The 13,724-nt window shown below is 46.6% G+C and carries 9 protein-coding genes; 4 read left to right on the forward strand and 5 right to left on the reverse strand.

The window, feature by feature from the left end:
* Positions 1-60: 60 nt before the first annotated feature.
* Positions 61-1,131 (reverse strand): LPS export ABC transporter permease LptG, encoded by a 1,071-nt coding sequence (gene lptG / locus PL85_RS15405; protein WP_013855998.1) that lies wholly within the window; start codon positions 1,129-1,131, stop codon positions 61-63.
* Positions 1,132-1,134: 3 nt separating this feature from the next.
* On the reverse strand, positions 1,135-2,235 hold the full coding sequence (gene lptF / locus PL85_RS15410; protein WP_013855997.1) for an LPS export ABC transporter permease LptF: 1,101 nt from the start codon (positions 2,233-2,235) through the stop codon (positions 1,135-1,137).
* Between the two features lie 189 nt (positions 2,236-2,424).
* Here lptF and pepA point away from each other — a divergent pair, with 189 nt between their 5' ends.
* The 3 genes from pepA to PL85_RS15425 all read left to right on the forward strand — a co-directional run bounded on the left by pepA (position 2,425) and on the right by PL85_RS15425 (position 7,406).
* A complete protein-coding gene (pepA, locus tag PL85_RS15415; RefSeq protein WP_010318842.1) occupies positions 2,425-3,933 on the forward strand; it encodes a leucyl aminopeptidase in 1,509 nt (502 codons plus the stop codon).
* A gap of 67 nt (positions 3,934-4,000) precedes the next feature.
* A complete protein-coding gene (locus tag PL85_RS15420; RefSeq protein WP_115339312.1) occupies positions 4,001-4,450 on the forward strand; it encodes a DNA polymerase III subunit chi in 450 nt (149 codons plus the stop codon).
* A gap of 94 nt (positions 4,451-4,544) precedes the next feature.
* Positions 4,545-7,406 (forward strand): valine--tRNA ligase, encoded by a 2,862-nt coding sequence (locus PL85_RS15425; RefSeq protein WP_115339313.1) that lies wholly within the window; start codon positions 4,545-4,547, stop codon positions 7,404-7,406.
* Between the two features lie 66 nt (positions 7,407-7,472).
* Here PL85_RS15425 and PL85_RS15430 read toward each other — a convergent pair whose 3' ends face one another.
* A complete protein-coding gene (locus PL85_RS15430; protein ID WP_115339314.1) occupies positions 7,473-8,435 on the reverse strand; it encodes a D-2-hydroxyacid dehydrogenase in 963 nt (320 codons plus the stop codon).
* A 29-nt stretch (positions 8,436-8,464) separates the two neighbouring features.
* Positions 8,465-9,202, reverse strand: coding sequence for an RluA family pseudouridine synthase (locus PL85_RS15435; protein WP_017046467.1), 738 nt, complete (start codon positions 9,200-9,202; stop codon positions 8,465-8,467).
* A gap of 248 nt (positions 9,203-9,450) precedes the next feature.
* Here PL85_RS15435 and PL85_RS15440 point away from each other — a divergent pair, with 248 nt between their 5' ends.
* The gene (locus PL85_RS15440; protein ID WP_017046466.1) at positions 9,451-10,722 is read left to right on the forward strand and encodes an NRAMP family divalent metal transporter; all 1,272 of its coding nucleotides are present in this window, start codon (positions 9,451-9,453) and stop codon (positions 10,720-10,722) included.
* A 77-nt stretch (positions 10,723-10,799) separates the two neighbouring features.
* On the opposite strand, the gene rapA is transcribed toward PL85_RS15440, so the two are convergent.
* Positions 10,800-13,709 (reverse strand): RNA polymerase-associated protein RapA, encoded by a 2,910-nt coding sequence (gene rapA, locus PL85_RS15445; RefSeq protein ID WP_013855992.1) that lies wholly within the window; start codon positions 13,707-13,709, stop codon positions 10,800-10,802.
* Positions 13,710-13,724: the final 15 nt, after the last annotated feature.

Consider the following 13,724-nt stretch of genomic DNA (forward strand, 5'->3'; position numbering starts at 1 on the left):
TTTGTGTATAAGAGACAGGGTTTGCCCTTCCTTTTTGTTAATAGTTCTTACCTGTCATTTTTAGAGTTTTCGTCTTAACAACATTACGGCAACGCTGAGAAACACCAAACTGGGTGCGACGGCACCAAACACTGGTGGGATACCATAAACAAGACTCAGTGGGCCGAAAAACTCACTGGAAATATAAAATGTAAAGCCTGCAATCACGCCTGACAAAATCCTTGCGCCCATAGTAACGCTGCGCAATGGCCCAAAAATAAACGATAGTGCCATTAGCATCATCACAGCAATAGAAAAAGGTTGAGTAATTTTACGCCACAACGCCAGATCGTACCGTGAAGCATCTTGCTCCGACGTTTTTAAATAGCTGACATAATCATACAAGCCACTCAGTGACAACTCTTCAGGCTTGACCGTGACCACTGCTAGTTTGTCTGGAGCTAATGAAGTCGTCCAACGATATTCGGGTAATGTTTGCTTTGTTATCAATACATCATCGCGCATGTCGGTGATTTGAACATTTTTCATTACCCATTGATTGTCTTTATCGTAATCCACCTCTTCGGCAAAAAGGATGTTTTGCAAACTCTTATTGTTATCAAAGCGCCACATATTTAAGCCATAGAGTTTGTTGTCGTCAATTTTACCAATAAAGATAAAATCATTCACATCGCGAGCCCACACACCGCTACGCACTGAAACAATACTACCGCCAGAGAGAGAAAAAGCGCGCAGATCTCGCGCCATCTTCTGCGCTTGGGGTGCTCCCCATTGGCCAAGCAAGGTGACAATGATCATTAATGGCACTGCGGTTTTTAATACCGACATACCGATATTAAGCTTAGAAAACCCCGCAGCTTGCATGACAACGAGCTCAGAACTTGATGCCAACATACCTAACCCAATCAACGCACCGAGTAAGGCGGCCATAGGAAAAAACATCTCGATATCACGAGGAATGCTCAACACCACAAACAGTAAAGCTTGCAGTAAATCGTAGCTTCCTTCCCCGACTTTTCTCAATTGCTCAACATATTTGATAATGCCGGACAAACCAACAAAGGTCGCCAGCACTAGCGAGGTTGTCGCAACAATAGTACGGCCGACGTATAAATCTAAAATCTTAAACACGCGTTATGCTGCCTTCTTTAGTCTTAGTTTATCTTTGAAGCGCCGCACTGGCACACTGTCCATGATATTCACTGAAATCGCCGCCAAAAGTAATGCAGCATTGATTGGCCACATACCGATCACCGTAGCAAGTGAGCCATCTTCAATGGCGGACTTGGTTGCGCTGATGGCCATAAAATAGGCCAAATAAATTAAGATTGCAGGTCCCATTTTCGCAAAGCGTCCTTGCCGAGGGTTAACCGCCGACAAAGGGACCACCAGCATGGTGAGTAACGGAATACAAATCACCAGAGAAATTCGCCATTGCAACTCAGCTTTCGCTCTTCGATCCGGGTTGGAAAGCAGATTAGATGTCGGTAACGCCTCCCAATCGCGTCCTTTGGGTTTAACTTCACGCTGCCCAATTAAACCTTCGTATTCGTCAAATTTTGTGATCATATAATCAACGCGTGTTGGCACGCCTTCATAGCGAATCCCGTCATACATGGTGATCATCTGACGGCCATCACTGAGCTCTTTAACATCACCAGAATTAGAGAACATCACACTTGGAAGTATCGAATCCTTTGGTGCAAGCTGCGCAACAAACACATTATGCAGTTTTTTGTTTTCAATATTTTCGATGAAAACTACTGAGGAACCATCCGGTGTGCGTTGAAATTGTCCTTTCTGTAGCAAATCAACGCTATTTTCTGCTGCAAGCTGCTCCATTAATTGTGCTTCTTTATCTTGGCTCCAAGGCGCCAACCAGAATGCGTTAAATGCTGCAGCACCTGAAGTGATCAAAGCCAAATAGAGTGCAGCACGGATCAAAAATTTATTGCCGATGCCAGTGGCATTCATCACCGTAATTTCGCTTTCTGCGTACAAACGCCCAAAAGTCAGTAAGATGCCGATATACAAACTCAAAGGCAGCATTAATAACCCCATTGCGGGCATATTTAAACTCACAATAGATAAGATCATTCGTGCCGGAATGTCACCATCGGAAGCTTCAGCCAAAACGCGAATAAATCGTTGGCTAAGAAACACGAGAAACAGTACGAAAAAGATCGCAAATTGGCTCTTGAGTGTCTCGCGGATCAAATATCTAACAATAATCACGCTGAAATTACCTATACAAAACTTGTTTTTTTGATTGAATCACTATAATTTCCCGTTGAACCTTTTATTTTTAAAATTTTCACTAACTGTTAGGCGTTCAATTAAAAGTAGATCCAAACTCGGATTCAACCACTAAGAGCGCATTATCTAACATTTAGTTCTATTTGTCTTCAGGATGTAGGAGTACGCATGGAGTTCAGTGTAAAAAGTGGCAGTCCAGAGAAACAACGTAGCGCATGTATCGTTGTTGGAGTGTTCGAACCACGCCGCCTTTCTCCAGTAGCAGAGCAGCTTGATAAAATCAGCGACGGCTATATTAGTTCACTACTTCGCCGTGGTGATCTCGAGGGTAAACCCGGCCAGATGCTACTGCTGCATCAAGTCCCTGGTGTTCTGTCTGAACGCGTTTTACTGGTAGGTTGTGGTAAAGAGCGCGAATTAGGCGAACGTCAGTACAAAGAAATCATTCAAAAAACCATCAGCACACTGAACGAAACGGGTTCAATGGAAGCCGTATGTTTTCTGACTGAACTACACGTTAAAGGCCGCGATACTTATTGGAAAGTACGCCAAGCGGTTGAAGCAACGAAAGATGGTCTGTACACCTTTGATCAATTCAAGAGCGTAAAACCTGAGACTCGCCGCCCACTACGCAAACTTGTTTTTAACGTACCGACTCGCCGTGAGCTTAACTTAGGTGAGCGCGCGATTACACACGGCCTTGCGATTGCATCCGGTGTGAAAGCGTCGAAAGATCTTGGCAATATGCCACCAAACATTGCCAACCCAGCTTATCTTGCATCTCAAGCGCGCCGCTTAGCGGACGACTATGAGAGCGTCACCACCAAAATCATTGGTGAAGAAGAGATGGAAAAGTTGGGCATGACCTCTTACCTCGCTGTCGGTCGTGGCTCAAAAAATGAGTCGATGATGTCGGTCATTGAGTACAAAGGCAACCCAGATCCAGATGCAAAACCCATTGTGTTGGTGGGTAAAGGCCTAACGTTTGATTCCGGCGGTATTTCATTAAAACCAGGCGAAGGCATGGATGAAATGAAGTATGACATGTGCGGTGCGGCGTCAGTCTTTGGCGCAATGAAAGCATTGGCTAAATTGAAATTGCCATTAAATGTCGTGGGTATCTTAGCCGGCTGTGAAAACATGCCAGGCAGCAATGCCTATCGCCCTGGTGACATTCTCACGACTATGTCTGGCCAAACGGTTGAAGTACTCAATACCGATGCCGAAGGTCGCTTAGTGCTATGTGATGCACTCACTTACGTTGAGCGTTTTGAACCCGATTGCGTGGTAGATGTGGCGACACTAACTGGCGCTTGTGTGATTGCATTAGGTCACCACATCAGTGGCGTGGTTTCAAACCACAACCCATTGGCGCATGAATTGGTTAATGCTTCCGAACAAGCAAGCGATCGCGCATGGCGTCTACCAATGGCCGACGAGTACCACGAGCAGCTAAAGAGCCCATTTGCTGATATGGCAAATATCGGTGGTCGCCCTGGTGGTACGATTACCGCTGGCTGCTTCTTATCTAAATTTGCTAAGAAATATAACTGGGCGCATTTGGATATTGCTGGCACCGCGTGGAAGTCAGGTGCAGCAAAAGGATCAACAGGTCGTCCCGTCTCATTGCTCGTCCAGTTCTTATTGAACCGCAGCGGCCAAGAGTCTGAGGAATAACCTCAAAATGTGAAAAGGGCCGCAAGGCCCTTTTTTGTTGATGAGCGATTAGATAGTAGGTGACAACATGCAGCGAGCCACCTTTTACATTGTGAACGAAGAAAGCCCTCAGGCAACACTGGCAGGCTTTGAGCAATATGTCCTATTTCTGGCTCATCACTTCGCCAAACAAGGGGCAAAAATTTATCTGCATTGTGATGATAAAACTCACGCTGAACAGTTTGCCGAACATTTATGGCAAGTGCCTGCAGAACAGTTTGTCGCGCACAATCTGGTGGGTGAAGGCCCGAAATACTCAACTCATATTGAGATTGGCTACGCCAACGTCAAACCCAATTGGAATCGTCAACTGGTAATAAATGTGGCGGATAATCATACAACCTTTGCGAACGCCTTTGCTGAGGTGGTAGACTTCGTCCCCTGCGAAGAAAAAGCAAAGCAACGAGCACGCGAAAGGTATAAAATCTACCGTCAAGCTGGCTACCAATTGCAAACAATCGAGATCCAACATCCATAGGTCAAACCTTATAGTTAAGGCGATCTTTAACAAGATCCTTCACTTATGAAGTTTGACTAAGATTAACCATTCACAGTATCCATTTAAGAGCACTATGGAAAAGACATATAACCCAACAGCAATCGAACAAGCTCTGTATCAGACTTGGGAAGAGAACGGCTACTTTAAGCCTCACGGTGATACATCAAAAGAAGCGTACAGCATCATGATCCCACCGCCGAACGTCACTGGTAGCCTTCATATGGGTCACGCATTCCAAGACACCATTATGGATACTTTGATCCGCTGCGAACGCATGAAAGGCAAAAATACCTTATGGCAAGTGGGTACAGACCACGCCGGTATTGCTACCCAAATGGTGGTTGAACGTAAAATTGCTGCTGAAGAAGGCAAAACCAAGCATGACTACGGTCGCGAAGCGTTTATCGACAAAATTTGGGAGTGGAAAGGCGAATCAGGTGGCACCATCACTAAACAGCTTCGCCGCCTTGGCGCATCGGTAGACTGGGATCGTGAACGATTCACTATGGATGCGGGCCTATCCAATGCAGTTCAAGAAGTGTTTGTTCGCCTTTACCAAGAAGATTTACTCTACCGTGGTAAACGTCTTGTGAACTGGGATCCAAAACTGCACACTGCAATTTCTGATCTAGAAGTAGAAAACAAAGACGTCAAAGGTCACATGTGGCACTTCCGTTACCCACTGGCTGACGGCGTAAAAACAGCAGACGGTAAAGACTACATTGTTGTTGCGACCACTCGTCCTGAAACCATGCTGGGTGACACAGGTGTAGCGGTTAACCCTGAAGATCCACGCTACCAAGCTCTGATCGGCAAAGAGATCATGTTGCCAATCGTCAATCGCCGCATTTCTATCGTAGGCGATGAGCACGCCGACATGGAAAAAGGCACAGGCTGTGTGAAGATCACCCCTGCTCACGACTTCAATGACTATGAAGTCGGTAAGCGCCACCAACTGCCGATGATCAACATTTTCACCTTTGATGCCAACATTCGTGACGCCGCCGAAGTGTTCAACACCAATGGTGAACCAAGTGACGCTTACAGCAGCGATCTACCTGCTAAATACCAAGGCATGGAGCGCTTTGCGGCACGTAAAGCCATCGTAGCTGAATTTGAAGCTCTCGGCCTGCTTGAAGAAATCAAAGATCACGACCTCACCATTCCTTACGGTGACCGTGGTGGTGTGGTTATCGAACCGATGCTGACCGACCAATGGTACGTACGCACAGCGCCACTAGCGGAAGTCGCAACCAAAGCCGTTGAAGATGGCGAGATTCAATTTGTGCCTAAGCAGTACGAAAACATGTACTTCTCATGGATGCGTGACGTGCAAGATTGGTGTATCTCACGCCAACTTTGGTGGGGTCATCGTATTCCTGCTTGGTATGACAACGACGGCAACGTTTATGTCGGCCGTAGCGAAGAAGAAGTGCGCGAACAAAACAACCTAGCACCAGTGGTGGTACTGCGCCAAGATGATGATGTATTGGACACTTGGTTCTCCTCTGCTCTTTGGACTTTTGGTACACAAGGCTGGCCAGAAAACACTGAGGCACTAAAAACATTCCACCCGTCTGACGTTCTTGTTACTGGTTTCGACATCATCTTCTTCTGGGTTGCACGCATGATCATGATGACCATGCACTTCTGTAAAGATGAGAATGGTAAACCACAAGTGCCATTTAAAACTGTTTATGTCACAGGCCTTATCCGTGATGAAAACGGCGACAAAATGTCAAAATCTAAAGGCAACGTGCTTGATCCTATCGACATGATCGATGGTATTGATCTTGAGTCTCTGGTTGAAAAACGTTGTGGCAACATGATGCAGCCACAGCTTGCAGCCAAGATCGAGAAAAATACACGTAAAACCTTTGAAAATGGTATCGAACCTTATGGAACCGACGCACTGCGTTTCACGCTAGCAGCGATGGCTTCAACCGGTCGTGATATCAACTGGGACATGAAACGCCTAGAAGGTTACCGCAACTTCTGTAACAAACTCTGGAACGCGAGCCGTTACGTGTTGATGAATACCGAAGATCTCGATTGTGGCTTTAACGCAGGTAGCGAGCTTGAGTATTCGTTAGCCGATAAATGGATCGAGTCTCAATTTGAATTGACGGCTAAAGAGTTCAACAACCATATCAACAACTTCCGTTTAGATATGGCGGCAAATACCCTTTACGAATTCATCTGGAACCAATTCTGCGACTGGTACTTAGAGCTGACTAAACCCGTATTATGGAAAGGCAGTGAAGCGCAGCAACGTGCAACACGCCGTACATTAATTACGGTATTAGAGAAAACATTACGCCTCGCGCACCCAGTGATCCCATATATCACTGAAACCATTTGGCAAAGCATTAAGCCATTAGTGGACGGCGTTGAAGGTAACACCATCATGCTGCAAGCGCTGCCTCAGTACGATGAAGCGAACTTCAACCAAGCGGCGCTGGATGATATCGAATGGGTGAAAGCCTTTATTACTAGCATTCGCAACCTACGTGCCGAGTACGATATCAACCCAGGCAAACCTCTTAACGTGATGCTAAAAGCCGCCAACAAGCAAGAAGTGGCACGTTTAGAAGCGAACAAAGCGGTACTGTTGTCACTGGCTAAACTGGAGGCACTACGCGTTCTTGAAGAGGGTGAAGAGACTCCCGCTTGTGCAACGGCGCTGGTTGGTCAATCTGAACTGATGATCCCAATGGCTGGTTTGATTGATAAAGATGCGGAGCTAGAGCGCTTAGCAAAAGAGATTGCTAAAACTCAAGGCGAAATCAAACGCATTGAAGGCAAACTCAATAACCAAGGGTTCGTCGCTAAAGCACCCGAAGCCGTTGTCGCTATCGAGCGTCAAAAGCTGAATGGCTATCAAGATACCTTGGTTAAACTGGAAGAACAGAAAGCGACCATAGCCGCGCTATAATCGCGATTGCGTTACCATTAAAAAGGTCGGTGTGAAAATACCGACCTTTTTTATTTATTCACGCCATCAGCAGACGCGATTTTTGTGCTCTCCACGCTCAAACGCGGCAATGTTATCCATCAAAATCGTTGCCAATTGTGAAATAGCTGAGTCACTACCCCATGCCACGTGTGGTGTGAGCAACAAATTTGGCAAATCCATATTGGCTAGTAAGGGATTTGTTTTGTCCGCTGGTTCTCGACTGAATACATCCACTCCAGCGCCAGCAATTTGCCCAGATTTCAATGCTGTCACAAGTGCTTGCTCATCAACCAAACCACCACGGCCTGCGTTAATCAACAATGCATTAGGCTTCATCATCTTTAATTCGTTCTCACCTATCAGGTTTCGGGTTTGCTCGCTCAATGGGCAATGTAAACTCACAACATCCGCCTCCGCTAACATTTGTTCAAAGGGCATAAAACCTTGTCGGCATAACTTGGCCCCCTTTCGTTCAGAAAATATCACCTGCATGCCTATCGCTCGTGCTAACGTTGCAGTTGCCTGTCCGAGCGCGCCACTCCCCACAATACCAAGCGTTGAACCTGCAACATCCCCTATCGGATGAGTAAAAAAGCAAAATTGTTGATTGCGCTGCCACTCACCATTGGCAATATCTTGATGATAAGCAAACAGGTGACGCCTTAAGGCATAAATCATCCCAACGACATGTTCCGGAACAGAACGGGTGGCGTAGCCTTGAACATTCACCAGTGCGATGCCTGCTTCACGACAGTAATCGATATCGACATTATTGACGCCTGTGGCCGACACAGCAATCAAGCGCAATTTCGGACATTGTGAGAGTAGCGCCCTATCCAGCACCACTTTATTGGTGATTACGATATCGGCTTGAGATAGGCGATCGAGCGCTTGTTCGGCAGAAGTAAAGTCAAACTCAAGCCAATGATGAGCAAAAGGTAAGCTCGGCAATCGAATATAAGCAGGGATTGTGGCCCTATCGAGAAAGACAACCGTGGGTAGTGACATATCAGCTCCTTGTCGCCACCCACATCACACTAAGGTCGGGGCAACGTTTTGTAATCTGGTAATTTTCGCTCAGGATCAAAGTGTTGCAAAATTTGCTCTTGTGCTTCGGGATAAAAATCACAGCCGACAAAAATATTGCGCAGCCAATGACTCTTTGGGTGATAAAAACTGAGCTCTGCGGCATGCAATGCTAAACGATCGGAAAAATCTTGCGCTTCTTGCGGGGCATAAAACTCATCACCCACAATCGGATACCCCAAAGCTTGCATGTGCACACGTAATTGATGCGAACGGCCAGTCACAGGAAAAAGACGGACAATTGTCGTTTTTTCTTCTCTTTTCGCTACTTGATATAAAGTTTTTGATGGTTTCCCATCTTCAAAGCAGACTTTCTGTTTAGGCCGATTTGGCCAATCGCAAATCAGGGGTAACTCAACCACCCCCTCGTCAAGCTCCATTACACCCCACACGCGAGCGTAATAAATTTTATGCGTTAAACGGTATTGAAACTGCTTTTTCAATGCCCCTTCCGCGTATTTATTTTTTGCCAGCACCATCAAGCCAGAAGTCGACATATCCAAACGATGCACAACTTGGATCTCTGGATATTGCTCAGCCAAACGACTCCACATACTGTCGTGATGCTCAGGCAAGCGTCCTGGAACCGACAGCAGACCTGAAGGTTTATTCACCGCGAGAATCTGATCATCTTCATAGACAATATCAATCCAAGGATCTGTGGGCGGCGTGTATTCAAGCATAGCCATCGAAGGTTTCTCCTAAAAAAATCGGCGCATTATAACAACCTCTCCGCCAAGCCAATAGAGAAGAGTCATCTTAGTTTCGTTAAATCATGAAATCGTCAGTAAGTTAGCCTTGCTTAGAAATATCACTTGAAATGTAACTTAAAATTGACAGATTAACTGGGTGTGATATTGATTGATGAGCTTGACATTAAAGTCAGCTTCAAAATCAAAAATTATAAATAACACAACATCAAGTCTAAGGAACAAGAATGGAACACAGCGTCCCTTATCAATCGGCCAAACGTTTAACCCTGCCACAACTGCTTCGTTCACTCGGGCCGGGCATTATGATGGCAGCAGCAGCCGTCGGCGGCTCTCATCTCGTCGCGTCAACTCAAGCAGGTGCAATTTATGGCTGGCAACTCGCAGGCCTCATTTTGCTAGTCAACTTATTAAAATACCCCTTTTTTAAGGCTGGCATTCAATACACCATGGGGACAGGCAAAAGTTTAGTACAAGGCTATGCTCATCTCGGGCGCGCTTACTTATGGGTTTTTGCCATCTTAAGTGTGGTGTCGGCCATCATTAACACCGCCGCGTTACTGCTGTTTAGCGCCAGCTTACTGGCCTATTTTGTCCCTTTTGAGCTAGGCAATATTGTTCTTTCCGTGATTGTGCTGACCACTTGTTTGCTGATCCTTTTTGCAGGCCACTTTCGCGCGCTCGACTCACTTTCTAAAATTATTATGGCAGTACTGACAATCGCCACCTTACTCGCCGTGGTGATTGCCGTCGCAACCCCAGCGCAGATAGTGGTAGAAACCATTTCGCCTTCACCTTGGACACTCGCCGCGATCGGTTTTTTGGTGGTGACAATGGGCTGGATGCCCGCACCCATTGAGATTTCGAGCATCACTTCGGTGTGGCTCAAGCGTCAATGCCAAGAGCAGCAAGTGACGCCGCAATCCGCACTATTTGATTTCAATGTGGGCTATATCGGTACTGCAATCTTGGCGATTGTATTTTTGGCGCTTGGTGCCTTAGTACTACACGGAACAGGCGTTGAGCTATCGAAATCTGGCGTCGGCTTTTCGCATCAATTGGTCGGATTGTACGCTTCAACCATAGGTGAGTGGTCACGTTATTTGATTGCAGTGATCGCCTTTTTCTGTATTTTTGGTAGCACCATCACCGTTATTGATGGCTATTCACGAGTGATTGCAGAATCACAACGTCTTTTGCAAAACAAAGAGAGCCAAAGCCCACGTTGCTACCAAGCTTGGGTCATCGTGGTATCGGCTTTAGCGCTGGCCATCATTGCCTTTTGGGCTTCAGCACTGATGCCAATGCTGAATTTTGCGATGATCATGGCATTTATGACCACGCCAATTTTTGCGCTGCTCAACTATATTCTGGTGACTAAAACACCTTTACCGGCTGAACTCGCGGTAGGAAAAAAACTCAAAGCACTGTCTATCGTAGGACTTGTTTATCTGTTTGGCTTTTTAGCGCTATTTATTTGGTGGAAGTGGATTATGTAACAGCAGACAAAACAAAGGCCTTATCGAAAAGGCCTTTGTTATTTTTAATGTAACGCCACAAGGGCCAAGTAAAGGGATCAGTTATGCGTCACAACGATTAAACGCAACGAATCCAGTTGGAATTGCGCTTTACCGATGTAACCGCTTAACTCGTTAATCTGCTCTTCAATCGCGCTGATCTCTTCATCACGAATGTTCGGGTTGACTGCTTTAAGCGCCAATAAGCGCTCCAGTTCACCGTTTAAGCTCGACTGCATCTCTTTTTGCGCTTGTTCACGAATCGCTTCAACACGGCTCACAACTTGGCTTTCACTGGCAGCAATTAAGCTATGCACATCATTTTGTACTGACGTAACGAGCTTGCTGGCCAAATGACGATTCACTGGGCTTAATTGGCGGTTGAAGCTTTCAAACTCAACTTGCGCGGAGAGATCATTACCACGCGCATCCATCATCAAACGGATTGGTGTTTGAGGAAGGAAGCGGCTGATACCACTGCGTTTTGGCGCTTGTGCATCCACCACATAGATCAACTCAAGCAGCAAAGTCCCAACAGGCAGAGCTTTATTTTTCAGCAGAGAAACCGCCGATGTTCCCACGCCTTCGCTCATCAGTAGGTCGATCCCGCCTTGAATCATCGGATGTTCCCAACTGATGAAATTCATATCTTCACGCGATAATGCCGTATCACGATCAAAAGTGATGGTCGCTCCTTCATACGGCAAACCGGGGTAGCTTGGCACCATCATGTGCTCTGATGGTGTGACCACCAGCGCGTTTTCACCCCGATCATCTTGGTTTAAACCGATCGCATCAAATAAGCTCAAAGCGAAAGTAACCAAGTTAGTATCGCCATCTGTTGATGCTATACTTTCGACGATTTTCAATGCTTTTTCGCCACCGTTTGAATGCATTTCAAGCAGTCGGTCACGCCCTTGTTCAAGCTGAGCCTTCAACGTTTTGTTGAGTGTTGCCGACTGTTCAATGATCTCATCCAGCGTATCGATATTTCCCGAAGCCAGCATGTCAATCAGATCATCGGCATATTTATCATACACAGCGCGGCCTGTTGGGCAGGTTTCAGCAAATGCATTCAAGCCTTCATCAAACCAACGCGCCAAAATCGCTTGCGATGTGCCTTTAAGGTACGGCACATGGATATCGATATCACGGTGTTGACCAATACGATCCAAACGGCCAATACGCTGCTCTAAAAGATCTGGGTTAAACGGCAGATCAAACATCACCAACTGGTTAGCAAATTGGAAGTTACGCCCTTCAGAGCCGATTTCACTACAGATAAGCACTTGCGCGCCACCCTCTTCTTGTGCGAAATAAGCGGCGGCTTTATCACGTTCTAAAATCGACATACCTTCATGAAAAACGGTGGCGCGAATGCCTTCACGCTCACGCAGTGCTTGCTCCAGTTGTAACGCGGTGCTAGCGCGAGAAGCGATCACTAAAATCTTTTCGCTGCGTTTTTCTTTCACTTTTTCAAGCAGCCAATTCACGCGAGAATCAAACTGCCACCAGCTTGCATCATCGCCTTCAAACTCTTGGAAAATCTCTTCGGGGTAGAGCATTTTCATCGCGCGAGCCTGAGCACTGAGCTTACCGCCGATCATGCCAGCTACTCGCATCGAGGTCGTGTATTGCGCGGGGATTTCCATCGGCATCAAGTGCACATTACGCACAGGGAATCCTTTAATCGCAGCGCGGGTGTTTCTAAACAGCACGCGGCCTGTGCCATGGCGATCCATCAGATTATCAATCAGCTCTTGGCGAGCAGAGGCTTTGCTCTCTTCATCGGCATCGCTTTCTATAATGCGAAACAGCGGCTCAACATCTTGTTCTGAAAGTAGCTCAGTTATTTGGTTTTTGGCTTCGTTTTGCAACTTCTCACCCGAAAACAGGGCACTGACGGAATCGGCTACGGGCGCATATTGCTCTTCTTCTTCAACGAACGCCTCGTAATCGTAAAAACGATCGGGATCGAGCAAACGCAAACGCGCAAAGTGGCTTTCACGGCCCAATTGCTCCGGCGTTGCCGTTAGCAGCAATACCGCTGGGGTGTTTTGCGCTAGCCCTTCGACCACTTGGTATTCGCGGCTTGGTTTATCTTGGCTCCATTCTAGATGGTGCGCTTCATCCACCACCAATAGATCCCACTCCGCCTCAAGTGCTTGTTCAAAACGTTGACGACTTTTACGCAGAAAATCGAGCGAACAAAGCACATATTGCTGAGTATCAAAAGGGTTGTGTGCTTCAGCGAACGCTTCAACACAGCGCTCCTCATCAAAAATGGAGAAATGAAGATTAAAGCGACGCATCATCTCCACCAACCATTGGTGCTGCAAGGTTTCCGGCACCACAATCAAAATACGTTCCGCACGGCCAGAAAGCACTTGTTGATGAATGATCATCCCCGCTTCAATGGTTTTACCTAACCCCACTTCATCAGCTAATAACACGCGGGGCGCATGGCGACGGCCAACCTCATGTGCGATATAAAGCTGATGAGGAATCAGGCCCGCGCGCATGCCACATAAACCACGCATTGGGCTTTTGTGTTGTTGATATTGGTTAGTCAGGGCGCGATAACGCAACACAAAATTATCCATGCGATCAATTTGACCTGCGAACAATTTATCTTGCGGTTTGTTGAAACGGATTTGGTGACTTAAGAAAATTTCACGTAGCGCCACGCCGCTTTCATCGTTGTCTTCGCGCGTACCGAGATAAGTGAGTAGTCCTTGTTCTTCAACAACTTGCTCAACGCGTAGCGACCAGCCTTCTTGGCTTTCAACCACATCGCCGCTGTTGAACGTCACTCGTGTTACCGGGGCGTCACTGCGTGCATAAACGCGGTTTTCTTCTGATGCAGCAAACATCAAGGTCACAGTACGCGCATCAAGCGCTACCACAGTACCTAAACCAAGATCACTTTCTGTATCGCTTATCCAGCGTTGCCCCAAAGCAAAACTCATGAATCGACTACCTTA

It is taken from the genome of Vibrio anguillarum, assembly GCF_001989995.2.
Classification (GTDB): domain Bacteria; phylum Pseudomonadota; class Gammaproteobacteria; order Enterobacterales; family Vibrionaceae; genus Vibrio; species Vibrio anguillarum.

What these genes read in the sequence shown, in the direction of transcription:
- pepA (WP_010318842.1), top strand. Translation starts at nt 2,425, where the DNA reads ATGGAGTTCAGTGTAAAAAGTGGCAGTCCAGAGAAACAACGTAGCGCA.
- PL85_RS15420 (WP_115339312.1), top strand. Translation starts at nt 4,001, where the DNA reads ATGCAGCGAGCCACCTTTTACATTGTGAACGAAGAAAGCCCTCAGGCA.
- PL85_RS15425 (WP_115339313.1), top strand. Translation starts at nt 4,545, where the DNA reads ATGGAAAAGACATATAACCCAACAGCAATCGAACAAGCTCTGTATCAG.
- PL85_RS15430 (WP_115339314.1), bottom strand. Translation starts at nt 8,435, where the DNA reads ATGTCACTACCCACGGTTGTCTTTCTCGATAGGGCCACAATCCCTGCT.
- PL85_RS15435 (WP_017046467.1), bottom strand. Translation starts at nt 9,202, where the DNA reads ATGGCTATGCTTGAATACACGCCGCCCACAGATCCTTGGATTGATATT.
- PL85_RS15440 (WP_017046466.1), top strand. Translation starts at nt 9,451, where the DNA reads ATGGAACACAGCGTCCCTTATCAATCGGCCAAACGTTTAACCCTGCCA.
- rapA (WP_013855992.1), bottom strand. Translation starts at nt 13,709, where the DNA reads ATGAGTTTTGCTTTGGGGCAACGCTGGATAAGCGATACAGAAAGTGAT.